Below are 19658 nucleotides of genomic sequence, written 5' to 3' on the forward strand. Positions count from 1 at the left end.
GGTCGGCGCGTCCCATTCTCGCCCCACCGGCCGGGAAGGGCCTGGGAGCATCGGGGCGCGGCAACCGCCGCGCCCCGATTTCCGTTTACCCCGGGGGCCGGTCGAGTGAGGCTGTCGTGGTCTGCGCTGGCGGGGCGGCTCGAATCGGGCCGGGTACCCTTCGGCAGGTGATCGTGGACATGCCGGCGACGGCTGTGGGAGTTATGCGGGAACGCCGGTTGCCGTTGCCGGTTGCGATGGTGGCGGCGGTTGGTGGGGGCGTGGCGATGCTGCTCGCGTTTCCACCGTACGGGGTGTGGCCGCTGGCGGCTGTCGGAGTGGCGCTGTTGGCTGGTGCAGCCCACCGTCGGCGTCCGCGCGCTGGCGCTGGTCTCGGGTTCCTGACCGGGGTGGCGTTTTTCGCTCCGCTGCTGGGCTGGACCAACCTGCACACCGGCTACTTGCCGTGGGTACTGCTGTCGCTGTTGCAGGCCGGCTATCTGGCGCTGCTGGGCGCGGCGACCGCGTGGGTTTCTCCGCTGGTTGACCGGTTCCGGTGGGGATGGCCGGTGGTGACCGGGGTGCTGTGGGTGGCGCAGGAGGCGCTGCGTGATCGCACTCCGTTCGGTGGTTTTCCGTGGGGTCGGCTGGCGTTCAGCCAGGACGGGTCGCCGCTGCTGCGGTTTGCCGCCCTGGGCGGGGCGCCGTTGGTCACCTTCGCGGTCGCGATGATCGGTGGGCTCCTGGTGGCCGCCGTGTGGACGGGCTGGGCGGTGTATCGCCACCCGGGCCGGCGGTGGGCGCCGGCGGTGGGGGCGATGGTGGCGGTGCTGGCAATGCCGGCTGTCGGGCTGCTTGTGCCGATTCGCGCCGATGGTGGTGGGGAGGCGGTGACGGTGGCGATCGTGCAGGGCAATGTGCCGCGGCTGGGGCTGGACTTCAACGCCCAACGGCAGGCGGTGCTGAACAACCACGTCGAGGCCACCGTCGAGTTGGCCGACCAGGTGGCCTCCGGCGCCCGACCCCGCCCCGACCTGGTGGTGTGGCCGGAGAACTCCAGCGATATCGACCCGCTGCAAGACGCTTCCGCCAGTGACCGGATCCAGTCGGCTGCGGACGCGGTGGGTGTGCCGATCCTGGTTGGGGCGGTGCTACGCGGCCCAGGGGAGGGCCAGGTACGCAACGCGGGGCTGCTGTGGCGGCCGGGGACCGGTCCGGACCTCGACCAGTTGTACACGAAGCGGCATCCGGTGCCCTTCGCCGAATATGTGCCGTTTCGTGATGTGGCTCGACTGGTCAGCAAGCAGGTTGACCGGGTGCGGTCTGATTTCGTGCCGGGTAGCACCCCGGGGGTGCTGGCTGCCGGTCCGGTGGTGCTCGGCGATGTGATCTGCTTCGAGGTCGCCTACGACGAGGTGGTCCGGGACACTGTTACCGGTGGGGCGCAGCTGCTGGTGGTGCAGACCAATAACGCCACCTTCGATGTGGCTGAGGCCCGTCAGCAGCTGGCCATGGTGCGGTTGCGGGCGGTCGAGCATGGTCGCCCGGCGCTGATGGCCTCGACGGTGGGCGTTTCTGGGTTCGTTTCCCCGGATGGGCGGGTAAGTGATGCCACCGGGTTCAATACCCGCGCGATCGTGGTGCGGCAGCTGCACCTCGCCGACGGAGAAACCTTCGCGACCCGGGTCGGGTTGTGGCCGGAGGCGGCGCTGACGGTCCTGGCCGTGGCGGTCCTGGCCGCAGCTGGGGTGCGGCGACGCGCCCGCGGTGCGGCGACGGCTGGTACGCCGGTGAGAGGGAGGCAGGACGGTGCGTGATGAGACCGGTCATCCCGGGGTGGGGCGGGTGCTCGTGGTCATCCCGACCTACAACGAGGCCGACAACCTGAGCTGGATTGTGGAACGGGTACGTCGGGCGGTGCCGTCGGTGGACATTCTGGTTGCCGACGACAACAGCCCGGATGGCACCGGCGCGGTCGCTGAGGCCCTCGCCGGGCAGGATCGGCGGGTGCATGTGCTGCACCGGGAGGGCAAGGAGGGGCTGGGCGCCGCCTATCTGGCCGGGTTTGGGTGGGCGCGGCAGCGCGGCTACGACGCGGTGGTGGAGATGGACGCCGACGGCTCACACGCGCCGGAGGATCTGCCGGCGATGCTGGCCGCGGCCCGGGACGCGGACGTGGTGATCGGGTCCCGGTGGACCCGGGGGGCGCAGGTGCTCAACTGGCCGCTGCGGCGGCTGCTGCTATCGCGCTGCGGCAACCTGTACGCGCGGCTGGCCCTGAGGATGCCGGTCTCCGACGCCACCGGCGGCTACCGGGTGTACCGGCTCAGTGCTCTGGACGCGTTGGACCTAGCGTCGGTGTGTTCGCAGGGGTATTCGTTCCAGGTGGAGTTGTCCCGGTTGGCGCACCGGGCCGGGGCGCGGATCGTGGAGGTACCGATCACGTTCGCCGAGCGCGAACGGGGCAGCAGCAAGATGAGCCCGTTCATCGTCGCCGAGGCGTTGTGGCGGATCACCGGATGGGCGGTGGCGGATCGGCGGCTGGCCTTCCGCCGGGGGCTACACGGTACGACCACGGGGCAGGTCCGTTGGCCGTAGTGCCGCCCCCGGGTTCCCTCCGCTGCCCGGTGGTGGCGTCGCCGACGCCCCGGCTGCTGGTGGCGTGGAGACCGGCGGCGGTGTGGCCGTGTCATGCTGGACAGGCGGGACGACGTACTCCACCCGGGGAACCGGACGGTGGGGGCGTGGCGGTCGGGTGGTGAGGTGAGGATGCGCCGGGGACTGAGGTTCGTACCGTTGGCGTTGTTGCTGGCGGGGTTGGTGGAGCTGGCGGTGTTCGTGGCCGTGGGTCGCGCTGCCGGGTTCGGAATTGCGGTGTTGGCCGTGTTCACCGCATCGCTGTTGGGCATGGCGTTGCTGCGCCGGGAGGGGATGCGCGCGTGGCGGGGCTTCCAGACCGCCGCACGGGCTGGTCAGCCGCCGGGCACGCAGGTCACCGATGGTTTGGTGGGGTTGCTCGGTGCGCTGTTGTTGGCCACTCCGGGGCTGCTCAGTGGCGCGCTGGGGATGGTGCTGCTGGTGCCGCCGGTGCGTCGGCTGGCCCGCGCGGGGGTGCGGCGCACGGCCGAGCGGCGAGTGTCGTCGATGGTCGCCGGTGACCTGTTTGGGCCGCGCCGGGTGCGGGTGCACCGGGGCACTCCGCAGCAGCAGCCGCCGTCGGCGGAGCCGACCGTGGTCGACGGCGGTCAGCCCATTGAGGGCGAGATCATCGAGCCCCGGCAGAGTTGAGGCGGGCACCCGGAGCGCTGAGGTGGCGCACCCGGCGTTGAGGTGGCGCACTCGGCGCCCGCAGCCGCCGACCGCAATCCGGCGCCCGGGCTGACTGACCCGCGACCCGGCGCCCAGGACCGCGGCTGACCCGCGACGCGCCCCGGGCTGACTGACCGTGATACGACGACACCCGCCCCGGGTGGGATGACCTGGGGCGGGTGTCGTGTCGAGTGGTTCAGGCGCGCCCGCGGCGGGTGCGGACTTCCTTGAGCCGTTCGGCGAGAATGTCCTCAAGTTCGGCGATCGAACGCCGCTCCAACAGCATGTCCCAGTGGGTGCGCGGCGGCTTCGCCTTCTTCTGCTCCGGTTCGTTGCCGTCAACCAGCCGGGCGACGCTGCCGTCGAACTTACATTCCCAGGTCATCGGGACCTCGGCGTCAACGGCGAACGGCACCTCGAACTGGTGACCCTTAGCGCATAGGTATTCGCGGGTCTGACGCGGCGCGAGCTCGGTGTTACGGTCGGATTCGTAGCTGACCGCGCCCAGACGGCTTCCGCGCAGCATGCGCTCGCCCATGATCGTCTTCCCCTCGTTTGTGGTGCTGGTCTGTCTCGGTGTAACAGTCGGTGTCCGTCGGGCCATTCCCGCCCGGTGGCACGTGACGGGCCGGCAACCAGGGTAGCCGGAGGGCAGCTCGGCCCGGCGGGGTCGCCCCGACCTGGTCGAAAGTTCGCGGGGTGGCTGAACCGTGATGATGTCGCCCTCGGGTCAGCGTACGGGTGTGGACGCCTCCCGGTGTGCCAGGGCAGCCGCCAGCTGGGCGACCTGGTCGGCGAGTTGGGCGACTCGCCGGTGTGCCTCGTCCCGGTCGCTCTCGGCGGCCCGCAGCCGCGCCGTCAGCTCCGCCAGTTGGCCCTGCGCGGTGGCCTGGTCCTGCTGGGCGGCGGTCAGCTGCCCGCGAAGTGATTCGCGCTGCTCGGCGAGGGTCGTCGCATCCGCGTGCGCCCGTTCCGTGTCCCGCACGGCCTGCTGGCGTTGCGCTTCGGCCTGGTCCCGGTCGGCCACCGCCCGGTCCCGCTCCTGCGTCGCCGCCGCGGCCTGCGCCTGAGCCCGTTGCGTGTCCTGGCGGGCCTGTTGCGCGTCGGCGCGGTGTCCGCGGGCCTGCTCAGTGGCCGTGGCCTCCGCCTGCGCGGCCCGTTCCGCGGCGGCGCGGGCGGCGTCGCGTTCCGCGGCCAGGTCCGCGGCGTGCTGCCGCTGGGCGGTGAGTTCGGCACTGGTGCTACGTAGCTGCGTACGGGCGGTGTCGCGGTCCTGTTGGGCCTGCCCCAGGAGTGCCTGCGCCGCGCTCGCCTCCTGGCGGGCCTGGTCCCGTGCCTGTCGGGCCTGGTCGGCGCGGTCCACGGCGGCGGTGGCCTCCGCGACGGCGCGGGCCGCTTCAGTGCGGGCGCGTTCCTGCTCGGCGGTGGCGTTGCGGGCCTGCTCTCGGGCCTGGACGGTGGCTGCGGCGGCGTCCTCGGCGGCGCGGCGTGCCTCGTCCCGATCGGTCTGCGCCGCCGCTACCTGGTTGGCGGCGTCGGCCCGCGCCTGGGCCAGTTGCTGTTCCACCCCGACCGGGGACAGCTGGGCGTGCAGCGCCTCGGTGAGCGCCGCCACGATCTGGTCGAGCCGGTCCACGGCCTCCCAGGTACGGGCGACCTGCCCGGGGAGCCCGGGGGCGTTACGGTGGCGCATCCGGCTGGTACGGGCGGCCTGTTGGCAGGCGCCGTCGTTGTCCCGGCAGTAGCGAAACGGTCGGCCCGCTCCGGTGCGCTGCGGCACCGGGCGTCCGCAGTGGGCGCAGGGGCGGGGGTCGGCGGGTGCGGCCTGCTCGTCCATCGGACGCCGAGTCTAGATGCCGTCGCTGCCGTCGGTGGTGCGGTGGGCTATCCATCGTCGCCGGCGGTCGGCTTACGCGCCCGGAGTGAGAAGAACAGCGGCAACTCGCCCTGCCCGCCGGGCGGGAGGGTCCACCCCAGCCCCTCCTGCTTGTGTAGGAACGGCCACGGCCGATCCAGCCACGGGAACTCGTGGAAGAACTCGATCACGAGCCCTGCCCGCGCGACAGCGGTGATCAGTTCCGCGACGCTGTGCGGCCACAGGTACTCCATCTCGGTGACGACCTGGGCGTCGCGGTCGACATAGCTGCCCCGCACCGGGTAGCCAACCGGTTCGATTCGGGGGAAGTAGGGCCGGCTGATTCGAAGCTCGGACGCGGACGAGTCCAGGACCTCGGCTATCGGGTGGATGTCGGTGACGTAGAAGACGCCACCGGGTGCCAGGAAGTGCGCCACCACCTGCGCCCACCGGGTCAGATCTGGCAGCCAACCCAGCACCCCCCGCGAGGTGTAGACAATGTCGAAGGTTGCGGTCAGGGCGGCCGGCAGGGTCAGGACGTCGCCGCAGACGAAGTGGGCGTCGATTCCGGTGTCGGCGGCGAGTTGGCGGGCGACAGCGACCGCGTGGGGCGAGAAGTCGACCCCCGTGACCGTCGCACCCCGCCGCGCCCACGAGACGGTGTCGGTGCCGAGTTGGCACTGAAGGTGCAGCAGGCTTCGGCCTGCCACCTCGCCCACTTCGTCGATCTCGTATGACCGCAGTTTGCAGGTGCCTCGGCGTACCGACGCCAGGTCGTACCAGACCGACCGGGCGTGTATTTCCGCCCATTCATCCCACAGTCTCCGATTCGACTCGAGGAATCGGTCTGCGCTGAGGTCACTCACCTGGCTTCACGCCTCTCACCTGGTCGCACGCCCTCGCCGGGACCGTGCGTGCAAAGCCCTCCCGTTGTTCGCTCCGGACCGCTTTCAGGCCGTGATTCTCAGCGTGTCACAGACGGGTCGGCCACGTCCTCGGAAGCGCGCTGGTGCGGCGGCTCGCCGTCCTGGTGAACGGCGACACCTGCGACCACCAGACCGACCCCGACGATCTCCGGTGCGGCGGGGATCTGGGCCAGCACGATGACCCCGATCACCGTCGCGGTCGCCGGGAGAATGCTGACCAGGAGGGCGTAGGTGGCCCGGGGTAGCCGGGCCATGGCGAGCTGGTCGGTGACGTAGGGGATGACCGACGAGGTGACGCCGACGCCGACGCCGGCAGCCAGGGTGACCACGTCAACGGCGGCGGGTGCGGCGTCAACGATGCCGACCGGTAGCGCGAAGACGGCGGCGATCAGCATGGCCAAGGCAAGACCGTCGATGCCGGACAGCTGTTGATGACGGGCGACGCGGTGCCCCAGCACAATATAGGCGGCGAACAGCACAGCGTTGGCCGCGGCGAAGGCGATTCCGAGCGGTTCGGCGACCAGGCGAACATCGGTGAGCAGGTACACCCCGGCGACCGCGCAGGCCAACGCGACCAGGTTTCGACGAGTTCTGGCGGCGTAGGCCGCCAAGACGATGACCGGCAGGAATTCGATTGCGGCGACCGTGCCCAACGGCAGCCGCTCCAAAGCTAGGTAGAAGACGCTGTTCATGGCCGCCAGAACGGCGGCCCACCCGGTCAGCAGCCGGCGGGTGGGCCGGTCCAGGTGCCGCCAGCGTCGCCACGGCCGCCGCCACAACGCGAACACCGTGGCGGCGGCGGCGATACGCAGCCACGCCACGCCCAGCGCGTCCACGCGGACGAAGAGCAGTACCGCGAACGCCGGACCGAGATAGTGGAACACCGCGCTGACGACGAAGTAGGCGTGGGGTGGTACCCGCGGTGCCGTCACCGCCGTCGGTGACGGGGTGCCCGAGCGGGAGATTGATCGTGGCATTCCCCTATCGTCGAAGGTAGTAGCGCGTGACACCATGCACGATCGAAGGTGGAAGGAGTATGACGATGACCTACCGCACGCCAAGACCCCCGACTGGCCTTCCAAATGGAAATTCGCTACTCGACGACACCAATCGCCGCCTGCTCCGCGCCCTGCGGGACGACCCGCGCGCCAGCGCCGCCGAGCTGGCGCGCCAGGTCGGCATGTCCGCGCCGGCCGTGCGGGAGCGTCTTCACCGGCTCGAACAGGCCGGCGTCATCCGCGGCTACCGCGTCGAAATCGACCCTGCGGCGCTGGGCCTCCCCGTCGCCGCCTGGGTGCGGATCCAACCCGGCCCAGGGCAGCTGCCGAAGATCGCAGACCTGGCCGCCCGCACTCCCGAAGTCAGTGAGTGCCACCGGATCTCCGGTGAGGACTGCTTCCTGCTCAAGGTGCACGTAGCCGCCGTTGACGCGCTGGCGGCGGTCCTCGACCAGTTCCTGCTCTACGGCCAGACCACCAGTTCGTTCATCGTCTCCACACCGGTGGCACCCCGCACGCCCGGGCGAAGCTAGTGCCTGGACCACGAAGTTTCGCGGTGTTGCACCCCCCTCGAGGCCAGTTTTCCTCGCTTGCCCGTCCTGCTCAGGAAAGGGGGGAGCTGACGAGGTCGAGTGCTCGGGGATGGCCCGCCCGGCGGAGGGTCCGCGCGCCATGGCGGACTACATAGCGCATCTCCCGCGGCTGCTGGAGCGCTGAGCTCCGCCAGCGCTCGAGAGTGTCGAGTGCCAGTTCCGGGTCCTTCTTACAGATGTCATTGACGTGGTTGGCCACGGACCGGGTGACGTAGCGGGTGGGGTCTGCGAAGAGCCGGTCCAGGACCGGGATCCCCACGTCGTGGGGCAGCGTCAGATTCCGTGCCCACGGGAGCCGCGGCCGCGTGCCCTCGCTGCACAGTCGCCGTACGTGATAGTGCTGGTCCTCGGTCCAGGCCAGCAGCGTTGTCAGTACCTGGTCGGGGAAGGCGTCCAGGAAGGGCCGGATCGCGAATTCGGCGGAGAAGCGCGTGGTGATTTCGCGGAGCGTGGCCAGCGAGAACTCGAGGTCCTCGGCGGTGCAACCGTGCCGGGCGACGTACTCGGCGTATGGCGCGTAGATGAAGTCACCGAAGTCGCCGTCGGAGAGGGCCGGGTCGGCCGGGGCGGGCAGCGAGCGCGTCAGTGTGCTCGCTGCCTCCCGGAAGCTGCGCGGCAGATATCTATCCAGGCAGGTGGCGATCCAGGCGATGCGGGCCTTGAGCTCGAGTTCCGGGAACCGAGCAACGACCATGGCAACGAAATCGTCCGCCCTGAATGCCGAGTCCACATCTTTGATCTCGCCAGCGATATGCTCGACCTTCTCCCGCGTGAAGAACAGGTCCTTGAAGGGAATCCGCGCCGCCGTCACTCGTAGCTCTTCAGGACTTCGTAGACGCGGTGCGACCCGTCACCGTCCATGATCGAGAAGAATGCGGCGCAGACGTCGCTCTTCCGCTCTGCTTCGACGACCGCGTCGATCGATCGCAGGTCGCGGAAGAACACGACGTCGGCGTAACCGCCGCCTTCGCCGTCCTTCACGAGAATCCTCTTGATGATCCCGTCCTGCTTGCTGACAAACTCTTCCTCAAACCGGTCGGAGGCGCTGAGCAGGGTGTCCTCGGAGACGCCTGCCTGGAGTCCGAACGGTGCCAGTGCGATGTGCATGGTGCTCTTCTCCTTCCGTGGTGAGAGTGACGATAGGGGGTAACATGTCACGGGCTGACATATTTGGAGGATGAGTAGCGATCAGTCCCGGGAGAACCGGATCCTGCGCCTGGACCGGCTCAAAGCGCTCTTGGCGGAACGCGACCACCCAACGGCCGCCGACCTCGCCGCGGAACTGGGGGTCAGCACACGCACCCTGCACCGCGACCTCGCGCTGCTACGGGAGACGGGCGTCCCCATCGAGGGAGACCGGGGAACGGGTGGCGGGCTGCGCCTTGAGTCCGGATGGTCGCTCGGCAGAGTCCACCTCAATGAGTCTGAGGCGCTCGGCCTGCTTCTCAGCCTCACCATCGCTGAGAAGGTCGGCTCGCCGCTGCTGCTGGATGACCTACGCTCGATCACCCGTAAAGTCGCCGCGGCGTTCGCACCGGCGCAGGCCCGTCGCATCCTTGCACTGCGTCGACGGATCGTGATCGGTCAGACCGCATCCGTGCCGGTACTTGCCAGCTACGCCTCGCCCCGGGGCGCAGTGATGAAGGAACTGCTGGACTCATTCACGCGATGCCGCACGGCGCTGGTGCGCTACGAGGACCGGCACAGCGCCGTCACCGAGCGCGAGATCGAGATCCAGTTCCTCTACTACAACATGCCCGTCTGGTATGCGCTGACGTGGGACCGGCTCCGGAACGACATCCGCTCCTTCCGCATCGACCGGATCCAGGACATCCAGACGATGTCCACCGAATTCCGCCTACGACCACCCGCCCCCTTCCTGGCGGCTGGCGAGGAAGCCGTACGAACCATGTAGACGCCGTCAACGCGGCAGGTGCAGGGCTTGGCGATCCGCTTGTCGAATCCGCCCGGTCCGGCCCCTGCGCCGAGTGCCCGCCTTCACCGGGGGCGCGGTGGAGTCAGGGCCTGCCGTGCCGCCCGCACCGCGTTCCGGAACACCATCGCCACCGTCGTCGGGCCGACCCCGCCGACGCGGGGAGTCATCGCCCCCGCCACGGTCGCGCATGACTCGTCCACGTCCGGCAGCAGCCGCCGCCCCTCGTACCGCACCCCACCACCGACCACGACCGCTCCCGGGCGCAGGTGCTCCGGGCGGACGAGACCCGGCACTCCCGCCGCCGCCACCAGGATCTCCGCCCGCCGGGTGTACCGCGGCCAGTCCGTCACCCCGGTGTGCACCACCGTCACCGCGGCGTTCGCCGTCGGCCGCTTCTGCGCCAGCAACATCGCCAGCGGACGCCCCAACGTGGCACCCCGGCCCAGCACCACCACCTCCCGGCCGGCCACCGGCACCCCGTGGTACGCCAGCAACGCTTCGATCCCCGCCGGTGTGCACGGAGCCGGCCCCGGCAGCCCCAACGCCAACCGGCCCAGGTTCACCGGGTGCATCCCGTCGACGTCCTTCTCCGGATCCAGTGCCTGCATCGCCCGGTCAAAGTCCAGGTGCCGGGGAACCGGGTGCTGCACCAACACCCCGTGCACCGACGCATCCGCACTCAACTGGGCTACCACCGCCTGCAGGTCCGCCTGCGACGACGACTCCGGCAGCCGCACATGTGGGGAAGCGAACCCCAACTGCATGGCCTGCCGCTGCTTGATCCGGATGTATCCGACGCTCGCGTCGTCGTCGCCCACCAGCACCGTCGCCAGGGCCGGGGTCACCCCGGCGCCCCGCAGCTGGGCGACCTCCTGCGTCACCTCGGTCAGGATCTGCTCGGCTACCGGCGCACCCGGCAGGGACCGTGCGACCGACTTCGACATGGACTTGGACATGGCGCACCTCGCCCCCACGGAAGGCCCAGGCGGTCGACCCTCCGCGACGAGCTCCCTGATGGTCGTCCATCCTCGGTGCCGCCAGTCGCGTCGACCCCAGCCTGCCACAGCCCGCCCACGGTGGGAACGCCCTCGCCAGCGCCGATCGGGTCGGGTCGTTGCCGGACCGCGGCAGGGGCGTGGAAGGCGGTGCGTGGGCCGCCGGACCGTACCCGAGACAATGACCGACATGGACGTTCGATATGACGAGGTTCTCGACCCGCTGCGGCAGGCGTATGACACTCGCGCAGCCTGGCGCGACGGGCTGCCCAAGCAACCGTGGAAGTTAGCGGAGCGTCAGGTGTTCCGGGACCGTCTGGCATCGGGTGCGCGGCTGCTGGAGGTCGGCGCGGGCACCGGGCAGGACAGCGTGTTCTTTCAGCAGGAGGGGCTTGTCGTCGTCGCGGCCGACCTGTCGCCGGTGATGGTCGAGCACTGCCGGGCCAAGGGCATCGATGCCCACGTGATGGACTTTCTGCACCTGGACTTTCCGGCCGGTTCCTTTGATGCGGTATTCGCGATGAACTGCCTGCTGCACGTGCCCAACCATGATCTGCCTGCGGTTCTGGCAGCAATCCGGGCCGTCCTGCGACCCGGTGGCCTCTACTTCGTCGGGGTGTACGGCGGCGACGAGAGCACCGAGGGTCCCAGCGACAATGACCTGCACGTGCCGCCGCGCTTCTTCTCGTGGCGCACCGACGAACAGCTGCTCGGCTTTGCCACCGCCGCGCAGTTCGACGTGGTGGACTTCCACCTGGTCGATACCGGTCATGGCTACTGCTTCCAATCATTGACCCTGCGACGTCCGGACCGCGACTGACGATCCGGCAGCAGCGGACCCGTGGTCACGGTGCGTTGCGGGTTGGCTGTGGCGGATTTCGCCGCCGCCAGCCCTGGCGCGTTGCCGCCAGGGCACTACGCTCACAAGGGTGAACATCGGTCCTGTTCCCTTAGCTGATTCGATTGTGATGCGTCTGCTGGAAGAGTCCGATGCGGGGCCGCTGAGCGAGGCATACCTTCTCAATCGGGCATACCTGCAGCCGTGGGAGCCACGGCGGGCGGACGCCTTCTTCACGTTGGAGGCGCAGCGGAGCCGGGTTCAGGATCAGCTCCGGCTCCTGGATTCGGGCCAGGCATGGCCCTGGGTGTTGGACGAGGGGGGTCGGGTCGTTGGGACGCTGACACTGTCCAACGTCACACTCGGACCCTTCCGCAGTGCCAACATCGGCTACTGGGTCGACCATGGGTATGCCGGGCGAGGGCTCGCTACGCAGGCTGTTCAGCATGCCTGCCGGCTCGCTGACGACGTGGCCGACCTGCACCGGCTTGAGGCCGGCACCCTCGTGCGCAACGTAGGAAGTCAGCGCGTTCTCACCAAAGCTGGGTTCACGCTGATCGGCACCGCGGCCAACTACCTGCATATCGACGGTGCCTGGCAGGACCATCTGATCTTCCAGCGAATCCTGAACGAACGTCGTCCAGCGTGAGGTCGCGTCCAGGAAAGTCGGACCGCCGGGAGTCCGTCGGCGACCATGACGCCTGGAGCTGTCGCTACTCCCGGTGATCCTGGCTGCTCTTCAAGGGTGAGATACGCGATAGATCGGCTACCCGACCTGCCGGTCGGCCGGGCCAGGGCGGGCGTAGCGGAGGAACAGGTTGCCCCGCTCGTCGAGGAGAGACCGGCGCAGCTGCCACTGCCCGTCCGCGGGTTGCCCCGCCGGGCCGGCGGTGATCCGCGGGCCGGTCACCGCCAGCAGCTGCGGGCTGATCGTCATGCAGATCTCGTCGAGCAGGTCCGCCCGGGCCAGCTGACCGGCCAGTGCGGGACCACCTTCGCAGACGATGCGTCGGTGCCCCCGCTGTTGCAGCACCTGGATCGCCTGGTTGAGGTCGACGTCGTGTTCGCCGGCGACCAGGAACTCCGCGGCTTCGGCTATCGCCGTCCCACCCTTGGGCGCCGCAGCGGCGGGGATGATCAGGAGCGGCCGTGGCTGGCTATGACCTCCGACGCTGCGCTGGAACAACGGGCCACGCAGGTCGAGATCGAGACTGCGGGTGACAACCGCGACGACCGGATAGGGCGGTAAGCCGTTGGCCCGTCGACGGGCGATCTCGGGAGCCGACAGGGCGGTCTGCCCGTACTGTTCGGCGCGGATCGTGGCCGCCCCCAGCAGCAGCAGGTCGGCGTCTCGTTTGATCAGGCGATAGACCCGCTGGTCCCCGCTGCTGGTCAGCGCGGTGCTGGAGCCGTTCACCGCGGCGAGACCGTCGAGGCTCGACACCGTGACGAGGCGTACGTGACCCTCAGTGTGGGAGGGCAGCGCGTAGCGTTCGTGGAGTTCGTCCTCGTCCAGGTCGATCAGCCCGGCAACGGGCCACATGTCGCGGATGCGAGAACCGGCAGCGGCGGGCGGTGGGCCCGCCAGCCGCCAGACCAACTCGGCGAGCCGTTCGGTGAGGAGATCAGGAAGGTGGGTGCGGGCCGCGACATCCGTGCCGCTGGTGCCGCACCGTCCGGGAACGCGTCGTTGGCCTCGCACGAGGTATTCCCGGCCGTTGCGGTCCATGGCGTAGCCGATGTACTGGCCATCGATCTCACCCGAGACGGCTACCGCGTCCACCCCGAGGTCCCGCTGGGTGTGGACGATGCCACGATGACGGCGACATTGGTCGATCCAGCGGGCTAGGAGGTCGAGCGGGCCGTCCCCGTCGACGCCGCTGGCGAGGATAGCAGGCACGGTCGGCTTCGGCGGCCGATGGCTGATCGTGAGTAGCGTCGGTGGGCCTCCCCAGCGCCAGGTGGCGCTGAGTTCTTCCAGCACCGACAAGATTGAACTGCTCGTGTCCCGGTGGGCTGATGTCATACCTGACCGTTTCGCGCTGGTGGTGGCATGCTGGTCTGGTCCGACCAGCATCGGAGCTGCCCTGGCTCACGACTCATCCGGTGTGGCCCGCAGCGTTGGTGGGGCGGCGTGGTTCCCGCTTGGGAAACACCGTGTGCGCGAGCGGCCAGAAGACAAGCCAGATCGCCATCGCCAGGCTGAGTCGCCCGATCCACCCCCAGAGCTCCTGGGTCCGATCGGCGTCACCGACGAAGGCGATACCGGCGAGCAGGAGAGCGCAGGCAACGGCCCAGCCGAGCAGGCCCCGGCCCCACTCGCGCCACTCGTGTCGGGTGCGCTCCAGTCCGTACCGGGGCGCTCGAGGCGGTGGCGGCCCGCCGGCGAAACGGTGCGCGAAGCGTACGTCTGCCCAGCGAACCATGCGGTGACCGAACGCCACGGAGAAGCCGAGGTACGCCGCGGCGAGGCCGTGTGCGGCGGTGGCGGTCCCGCCGCCGCGCAGGTCGATCGTCGTGGCGGCGAGCAGGACGAGGTCGACCGCCGGGACCGCTAGGAGCAGGGCAGCGCCGACGCGGGGCAGGCGAAGCGGGTACCGGGCTAGCAGTCCGGCCGCGAGTAGCAGCCAGAAGGCCACTTCACAGGCGACGATCACCGCGATAAGCACCCCAGACCCCCTTTTTAGTACGCTGTACGATCACAGTAGCAGGGGGATGTCATCGACTGTCGGAGGAGCCGTGCCGAAGATCGTTGACCACGAGGCGCGCCGCGCCGAGCTGGCCGAGGCGATGTGGCGCGTCGTATACCGCGATGGTGTCGCCGCGGCCACGGTGCGTACCATCGCTGCCGAGGCCGGCTGGTCACCCAGTGCGCTGCGGCACTACTTTGCCACCCAGGCCGATCTGTTGATCTTCGCCATGGAGCACGTGATAGCGAAGGTGACCGAGCGTTTCGCCGCGGAGAGCTGGACCGGGCCGCCCCGCGAGACCGTTCAGCGGGTGCTGGAGGAGTTCCTGCCGCTGGATCGACAGCGCCGCCGAGCCGCTGAGGTGTGGCTGTGGCTGACCTTGCACGCCCAGGTCGACCCGGCGGCCCAGGCGCGACTCAGCGAGGCCGATGACGGTGTTCGGCGGGTGGTCGACATCGCTGTCGACGCACTCGCGGCGGCCGGGCTGGTGGCTCGGGGCGCTGACCTCGGCGTGGAGAAGGCCCGACTACACGCCCTGCTCGACGGGCTTACACTCCACGCGCTGGTGCGTGCCGAACTCATGCCGCCCCGCCGCCTTCGCCTGTTGCTTACCGGGCATCTGGACAGCCTGAGGAGCACCGGGGCCGACGACGCGACCCAGTAGCCCGATCGCCGGAGCCGACAGCCGTCATGCTTCCGGGTTTGTCGAGGGTTGGCCGGCGCTGCGTTCTAGGGACAGGACGTGATCCAGGATGGCATCGAGGTTGGCCCGGTTGGCCTCGGACAGGCCCCGCGCCTTGAGCGCCACGGCCCGGACACCGGGGGTCTGCAGCGCTTCGTTGAGGTCGCGTAACTCCTGGAGTTGCCGCAGCTCAGCGTCGATATTCCTGGTGTCGCCACTGAGAAAGTATGCGGCGGGGATACCGAAGAACGCTGCCAGCGCCTCCATGTGCTGCTTGGTCGGGTTCGTTCGCTTCCCAGTGCGCAGCGCGTGTAGGTAGCTGGCGGAGACATCCCCGCCCGTACGTCGTACGGCCTCAGCCACCTCCCGATCGGTGTAGGGCTTCTTGCGGCCGGTAGGCAGCTTGTGTTGGTACAGGTGGTTGAGCTTGTCGGCCAGAGACCGCTCAGTGTCGCCCCGCCTCCGAGGGGTGTCGTCGGTCATGGGGCACCTCCAGCTCCGTCCCCTGAGGCGAGAAACGCAGAGTTCATCATCGTCACCAGTTGACAACACTCCGTGCGCGATGGCTATCCTCGGGCCAGTCCACTCATGTGGACAGGCATATATTAGGTGACAACTGAGGTAGATTGTCAGCTGTCCGTCCGGTGGCGGTCCGGGCCAAGCGTCGAAGGCCCTTCGTCCGGCAACCGGTTGGCGGACCTACTGGTAATCGGTCCCCACGCCTGGTCAGCGATGGGATCGTGACGGTAACGGGGGACTGACCCGCGCCTGCGCTCAGGCGCGGGTCGTGCCGCATCGGTTCACGCTGTCCGGGGTGGGTGCCCGTGGTCCTGGCTGCGCAGTGCCACCCTTGCCCGATTCGCCGGCGGCAGTACGCCGCGGCCGCCGATCCTGTTGGCCGTTGACCTTCAGGTCGGTTGAAGGCTCAGGATGGTCGGCGTGACAGAACAAGACGATCGGATGACGATCGGGGTCTTCGCGCGGACCGCGAAGGTCAGCACCAGTGCCCTGGGCTTCTACGACGACTGCGGTTTCGTGCGACCCCATGCGGTCGACCCGATCACCGGGTACCGGTACTACTCGCCGAATCAGCACGCCTGGCAGGTGCGGGTGCTCCAGCCGTCGCTACACCTCAACCTCGCTGATGACCATCGGCGCCTGGGCGACCCCGCTCGAGCGCGGGAACATCTGGCGCAGGCCGGAGCCTGGTTTCGCGCCTCTCCGACGACCAGTACGGCGGCCTGATCCGCAGCGGTGTCCAGCACGTTTCTGAAGCTTTGGCGGCGGGTTCGACCCAGCGCCTCGACTCCCATCCGTCGGCACCGCAGTCGGGCAGGTTCAGGGCAGCATTGTTATAGACAGTTCACTATACAGTTAAGTATATTAACAGAACGTGCCACGTGGAGTCCCTGTCCCGACACCAGCCGCGGCCGAGCTGATCGGGCGTTGTCTCTCTAGGAGGGCAGATGAAGCTGGGCATGAGGACTGTGGCCCTGGCCGGCATCTTCGCGGTCGTGGCCGCGGGGGCCATGGTGGCCACCACCACCGCGAACGCAGCGGCCGCGCCGACCGCGACGTTCGCCAAGGTCTCCGACTGGGGTAGTGGCTGGGAAGGTCGATACACCATCACCAACGGGGGGAGCAGCACCCTGAACTCCTGGCAGGTCGAGTTCGACCTGCCAGTGGGCACCAGCATCAGCACGTACTGGAACGCGCTGATGGACCGCGATGGGCAGAACTACCGCTTCACCAACCAGCACTGGAACGGCACGATCGCACCGGGCGCCTCGGTGACGTTCGGCTTCCTCGGTGCCGGCTCCGGCAGCCCGAGCAGTTGCCGCCTCAACGGCCAGCCGTGCCAACCGACAGCTCCTCCAACCACGAGTCCACCCACGCCACCACCGACCACCGCGCCTCCCGGTAGCACACCGGTCGCGGCGAATGGACAGCTTCGGGTCTGCGGTGAACAGCTCTGCAACGACAACGGCAAGGCGATCCAACTGCGGGGCATGAGCACCCACGGTCTTCAGTGGTACGCCAACTGCGCGACCAGCGCCTCCCTCGACGTCCTCGCCCAGCAGTGGGGCGCCGACGTCCTGCGGATCTCGATGTACATCCAGGAAGGCGGCTACGAGACCGACCCGCGTGGCTTCACCGATCTGGTCCATGACTACATCGAGATGGCTACCGCTCGTGGCCTCTACGCGATCGTTGACTGGCACATGCTCACGCCGGGAGATCCGAACTACAACCTGTCGCGCGCGCAGACCTTCTTCGCCGAGATCGCCGACCGGCACCGGGACAAGGTGAATGTCCTCTACGAGATCGCAAACGAGCCCAACGGGGTCAGCTGGGGCGCGGTCAAGAGCTACGCCGACCAGGTCATCCCGGTGATTCGGGCGCGGGACCCGGAGGCAGTGGTGCTTGTCGGCACCCCCGACTGGTCGTCGCTTGGGGTTTCCGGAAGTGGCGGCGGCGTGGACGCCATCACCGCCAACCCGGTGGCGGCCAGCAACCTGATGTACGTCTTCCACTTCTACGCGGCATCGCACGGCGACCTGTACTACAACACTCTGGCGGCGGCGGCTGACCGAATCCCGATCTTCGTGACCGAGTTCGGCACCCAGCAGTACACCGGCGACGGCCCGAACGACTTCACCATGTCTCAGCGCTACCTCGACCTGATGGCGAGCAAGAAGATCAGTTGGGTCAACTGGAACTACTCTGACGACTTCCGTTCCGGCGCGGTCTTCACCACGGGAACGTGCGCCAGCGGGGACTTCGACGGTACGGGCCCGCTCAAGCCGGCCGGCAGTTGGATCCGTGACCGGATGCGTACCGCTGACGACTTCTGACCGCCCCTCCGCCCGGAACGGAAGACCGCCGCCCCGGTCGATCAGCTGCCGGGGCGGCGGTCTTCCGTTCCGGGCGGGTCACGTGGCACTCGCCGCGGAACTCCGCGAGTTCCTACCCACCCCCGGTCCGACCAAGTAGCCGCCCAGCTACAACGAATAGGTGACTCTGCCAGTCGGACAGCTCGATATGGCCCAACCGTAAGACTCGCCCCCTGCACGTTTACATGCGGATGGTCTGCGACTGGTAGGGCTCTTCGAGGTAGTCGATCTGCTGCTCGGTCAGCGAAACGTCTACCGCCGCAACAGCATCATCAATGTGCCGCTCCTTGGTGGCCCCGACGATGGGGGCGGTCACCCCAGACTTACTCAGCAGCCAGGCGAGGCCGATCTGTGCTGGTGGGAGAGCGCACTCCTTGGCGACCTGGGCCACCCGCTGGAGGATCCGCTCGTCGCCGCGCCCGTACAACGCCTCCCTGCGGTCGGCGTCGCCGCTGGACATGCGATCGGTGGCGGCTGCTTCGGTCGTTCCGGCGCGGGCGACCAGTCCACGGGCCAGCGGGCTCCACGGGATGACGCCGACTCCCTGGTCGCGGCAGAGCGGGATCATCTCCCGTTCTTCTTCCCGGTAGAGCACGTTGTAGTGATTCTGCATGGAAACGAACCGGGTCCACCCGGACCTGTCTGCAGTGTATTGCGCCTTGGCGAACTGCCAGGCAGCCATGCTGGAGGCACCGATATACCGGGCTTTTCCGGCGCGCACCACCTCGTGCAAGGCCTCCATCGTTTCCTCGATCGGTGTCTGGTCGTCCCAGCGGTGGATCTGGTAAAGGTCCACATGGTCGGTCCCGAGCCGGCGCAGCGATTCGTCAATGGCAGCGTGAATATGCTTGCGGGATAGCCCACCGTCGTTGGGTCCGCTACCCATTGGAAAGAAGACCTTGGTGGCAAGTACGTAGTCGTCCCGCCGCGAGAAGATCTTGCTCAGCAAGCGGCCGGTGACCTCCTCACTCGTTCCTGACGAATACATATCGGCGGTGTCGAAGAAGGTGACTCCGGCGTCCACCGCCCGCCGGACGAGAGGTTCGGCGGCGTCCTCGGTGAGCACCCACCCATTGCTCTTGCTGCGATCGCCGTAGCTCATCATTCCCAGGCAGATCCGCGAGACCTTCAGCCCTGTCCTACCCAAACGTACGTACTGCACTCGGTTCGCTCCCCATGCGACAACCAGATCACCGTGACCCTACGGGCAGGTGTGTGGTAGAACGCAATACCTGAGATCTCCGTCACCTGAAGCTCTCTCGGTTGGTGTCTCCGAGGTGTTCCCGCTCGGCTGACCGGGCATGGCCCCCGGCGGTGCCGGAGACGTCCAGCGCTCGGGGTGCAGCGTCGAACGGCTGACACCGAGGTGCGCGGTGATCGCGGTGATCGACTCGCCCCGAGATTGCCGGGCCTGGACGATGTCGAGCTGGTCGGTGGTGACGGCGACCGACCGTGCGCGGGTTGGCTGTCCCTGTCGTCGTGGCGGTGAAAGTGTCGTACCCCCTTCTAGTCTGGGATTCGTCAGACGTTGTGACCCGGCCCGGTTCTCGCTGGCCGGGATCCGGCTGGCCGGTTTCCCTCAAGGAGTTATGGTGCTAAACCACATCGCCGTCCATGTGCGTGATTTCGACGCCAGTCGTGTCTTTTACGATGCTGTCCTGGCCACACTTGGGGGGCGTCGTCTGTTGGAGTCCCCCACTCAGGTCGGCTATGGCACCAGCACTCCTGACTTCTGGCTCTATCCGCTGCGCGGAGCGGACGAGGGGGCCGAGGTGCACATCGCCTTCACCGCGGCTGACCGGGCTACCGTGCGGGCATTCCACGACGCCGCGGTGGCGGCCGGGGCGGAGGTGCTGCATGCCCCCAGAATCTGGCTGGAATACCACCCGAACTACTTCGGTGCTTTCGTCCGCGATCCGGATGGCAACAACGTCGAGGCGGTCTGCCATGAACCGGAGTGATC

21 protein-coding genes, 2 pseudogenes and 1 riboswitch are annotated in these 19658 nt (G+C 68.6%); of the genes and pseudogenes, 12 read left to right on the forward strand and 11 right to left on the reverse strand.

Going from position 1 to position 19658, the window contains the following annotated elements; all coding sequences use genetic code 11:
* The first annotated feature begins 179 nt into the window (after nt 1-179).
* The 3 genes from lnt to B116_RS0122600 all read left to right on the forward strand — a co-directional run bounded on the left by lnt (nt 180) and on the right by B116_RS0122600 (nt 3267).
* The gene (gene lnt, locus B116_RS0122590; RefSeq protein WP_223874656.1) at nt 180-1796 is read left to right on the forward strand and encodes an apolipoprotein N-acyltransferase; all 1617 of its coding nucleotides are present in this window, start codon (nt 180-182) and stop codon (nt 1794-1796) included.
* A complete protein-coding gene (locus B116_RS0122595) occupies nt 1789-2577 on the forward strand; it encodes a polyprenol monophosphomannose synthase (RefSeq protein ID WP_018723004.1) in 789 nt (262 codons plus the stop codon). Before lnt ends, B116_RS0122595 begins: the two co-directional genes overlap by 8 nt.
* A gap of 171 nt (nt 2578-2748) precedes the next feature.
* Nucleotides 2749-3267: an FxsA family protein gene (locus B116_RS0122600; RefSeq protein ID WP_027661401.1), complete on the forward strand. Its 519-nt coding sequence runs from the start codon at nt 2749-2751 to the stop codon at nt 3265-3267.
* A gap of 217 nt (nt 3268-3484) precedes the next feature.
* Here the strand turns inward: B116_RS0122600 and B116_RS0122605 are convergent, their stop codons facing one another.
* The 4 genes from B116_RS0122605 to B116_RS0122620 form a co-directional block, all read right to left on the reverse strand.
* Nucleotides 3485-3826 (reverse strand): RNA polymerase-binding protein RbpA, encoded by a 342-nt coding sequence (locus B116_RS0122605; protein ID WP_012013503.1) that lies wholly within the window; start codon nt 3824-3826, stop codon nt 3485-3487.
* Between the two features lie 192 nt (nt 3827-4018).
* Complete coding sequence (locus B116_RS0122610; protein ID WP_027661402.1) at nt 4019-5125, reverse strand: coiled-coil domain-containing protein; 1107 nt, start codon at nt 5123-5125, stop codon at nt 4019-4021.
* A 47-nt stretch (nt 5126-5172) separates the two neighbouring features.
* Complete coding sequence (locus tag B116_RS0122615) at nt 5173-6009, reverse strand: class I SAM-dependent methyltransferase (RefSeq protein ID WP_027661403.1); 837 nt, start codon at nt 6007-6009, stop codon at nt 5173-5175.
* 98 nt (nt 6010-6107) lie between these two features.
* Nucleotides 6108-7046, reverse strand: coding sequence for an EamA family transporter (locus B116_RS0122620; RefSeq protein ID WP_027661404.1), 939 nt, complete (start codon nt 7044-7046; stop codon nt 6108-6110).
* A gap of 65 nt (nt 7047-7111) precedes the next feature.
* Here B116_RS0122620 and B116_RS0122625 point away from each other — a divergent pair, with 65 nt between their 5' ends.
* Nucleotides 7112-7600: an Lrp/AsnC family transcriptional regulator gene (locus B116_RS0122625; RefSeq protein WP_027661405.1), complete on the forward strand. Its 489-nt coding sequence runs from the start codon at nt 7112-7114 to the stop codon at nt 7598-7600.
* Nucleotides 7601-7670: 70 nt separating this feature from the next.
* Here the strand turns inward: B116_RS0122625 and B116_RS0122630 are convergent, their stop codons facing one another.
* The gene (locus B116_RS0122630) at nt 7671-8471 is read right to left on the reverse strand and encodes a hypothetical protein (protein ID WP_027661406.1); all 801 of its coding nucleotides are present in this window, start codon (nt 8469-8471) and stop codon (nt 7671-7673) included.
* Nucleotides 8468-8767, reverse strand: a complete 300-nt coding sequence (locus tag B116_RS0122635; protein WP_018722996.1) for a hypothetical protein — start codon at nt 8765-8767, stop codon at nt 8468-8470. The genes B116_RS0122630 and B116_RS0122635 overlap by 4 nt, the downstream gene beginning before the upstream one ends.
* A 70-nt stretch (nt 8768-8837) precedes the next feature.
* Here B116_RS0122635 and B116_RS0122640 point away from each other — a divergent pair, with 70 nt between their 5' ends.
* Nucleotides 8838-9575 (forward strand): helix-turn-helix transcriptional regulator, encoded by a 738-nt coding sequence (locus B116_RS0122640; RefSeq protein WP_027661407.1) that lies wholly within the window; start codon nt 8838-8840, stop codon nt 9573-9575.
* An 83-nt stretch (nt 9576-9658) separates the two neighbouring features.
* Here B116_RS0122640 and B116_RS0122645 read toward each other — a convergent pair whose 3' ends face one another.
* The gene (locus B116_RS0122645; RefSeq protein ID WP_027661408.1) at nt 9659-10552 is read right to left on the reverse strand and encodes a bifunctional 5,10-methylenetetrahydrofolate dehydrogenase/5,10-methenyltetrahydrofolate cyclohydrolase; all 894 of its coding nucleotides are present in this window, start codon (nt 10550-10552) and stop codon (nt 9659-9661) included.
* A gap of 16 nt (nt 10553-10568) precedes the next feature.
* Nucleotides 10569-10651: riboswitch (ZMP/ZTP riboswitch) on the reverse strand.
* A 121-nt stretch (nt 10652-10772) separates the two neighbouring features.
* Here B116_RS0122645 and B116_RS0122650 point away from each other — a divergent pair.
* Nucleotides 10773-11411 carry a class I SAM-dependent methyltransferase gene (locus B116_RS0122650; protein ID WP_027661409.1) on the forward strand — a complete coding sequence of 213 codons (639 nt, stop codon included), beginning with the start codon at nt 10773-10775 and terminating at the stop codon, nt 11409-11411.
* A gap of 109 nt (nt 11412-11520) precedes the next feature.
* Nucleotides 11521-12078 (forward strand): GNAT family N-acetyltransferase, encoded by a 558-nt coding sequence (locus B116_RS0122655; RefSeq protein WP_188116064.1) that lies wholly within the window; start codon nt 11521-11523, stop codon nt 12076-12078.
* A 117-nt stretch (nt 12079-12195) separates the two neighbouring features.
* Here the strand turns inward: B116_RS0122655 and B116_RS0122660 are convergent, their stop codons facing one another.
* On the reverse strand, nt 12196-13506 hold the full coding sequence (locus B116_RS0122660; protein WP_027661410.1) for a dihydrofolate reductase family protein: 1311 nt from the start codon (nt 13504-13506) through the stop codon (nt 12196-12198).
* A 22-nt stretch (nt 13507-13528) separates the two neighbouring features.
* Nucleotides 13529-14098 carry a hypothetical protein gene (locus B116_RS0122665; protein ID WP_027661411.1) on the reverse strand — a complete coding sequence of 190 codons (570 nt, stop codon included), beginning with the start codon at nt 14096-14098 and terminating at the stop codon, nt 13529-13531.
* A 70-nt stretch (nt 14099-14168) separates the two neighbouring features.
* Between B116_RS0122665 and B116_RS0122670 the strand changes: the two genes are divergently transcribed.
* The gene (locus tag B116_RS0122670) at nt 14169-14783 is read left to right on the forward strand and encodes a TetR/AcrR family transcriptional regulator (RefSeq protein ID WP_018722989.1); all 615 of its coding nucleotides are present in this window, start codon (nt 14169-14171) and stop codon (nt 14781-14783) included.
* Between the two features lie 24 nt (nt 14784-14807).
* Here B116_RS0122670 and B116_RS0122675 read toward each other — a convergent pair whose 3' ends face one another.
* The gene (locus B116_RS0122675) at nt 14808-15284 is read right to left on the reverse strand and encodes a helix-turn-helix transcriptional regulator (protein ID WP_027661412.1); all 477 of its coding nucleotides are present in this window, start codon (nt 15282-15284) and stop codon (nt 14808-14810) included.
* 447 nt (nt 15285-15731) lie between these two features.
* Between B116_RS0122675 and B116_RS27715 the strand changes: the two are divergent.
* The 3 genes and pseudogenes from B116_RS27715 to B116_RS0122685 form a co-directional block, all read left to right on the forward strand.
* A pseudogene (locus B116_RS27715) lies at nt 15732-15893 on the forward strand (MerR family transcriptional regulator); the annotation flags it as partial.
* Nucleotides 15894-16159: pseudogene (locus tag B116_RS27720) on the forward strand (hypothetical protein); the annotation flags it as partial.
* Between the two features lie 108 nt (nt 16160-16267).
* The gene (locus B116_RS0122685; protein ID WP_027661413.1) at nt 16268-17656 is read left to right on the forward strand and encodes a cellulase family glycosylhydrolase; all 1389 of its coding nucleotides are present in this window, start codon (nt 16268-16270) and stop codon (nt 17654-17656) included.
* A 220-nt stretch (nt 17657-17876) separates the two neighbouring features.
* On the opposite strand, the gene B116_RS0122690 is transcribed toward B116_RS0122685, so the two are convergent.
* A complete protein-coding gene (locus B116_RS0122690; protein WP_033667784.1) occupies nt 17877-18857 on the reverse strand; it encodes an aldo/keto reductase in 981 nt (326 codons plus the stop codon).
* Nucleotides 18858-19284: 427 nt separating this feature from the next.
* Here B116_RS0122690 and B116_RS0122700 point away from each other — a divergent pair, with 427 nt between their 5' ends.
* Nucleotides 19285-19656: a VOC family protein gene (locus B116_RS0122700; protein WP_018723246.1), complete on the forward strand. Its 372-nt coding sequence runs from the start codon at nt 19285-19287 to the stop codon at nt 19654-19656.
* The last annotated feature ends 2 nt before the right edge of the window (nt 19657-19658 follow it).

Source organism: Salinispora fenicalii, assembly GCF_000514815.1.
GTDB lineage: Bacteria > Actinomycetota > Actinomycetes > Mycobacteriales > Micromonosporaceae > Micromonospora > Micromonospora fenicalii.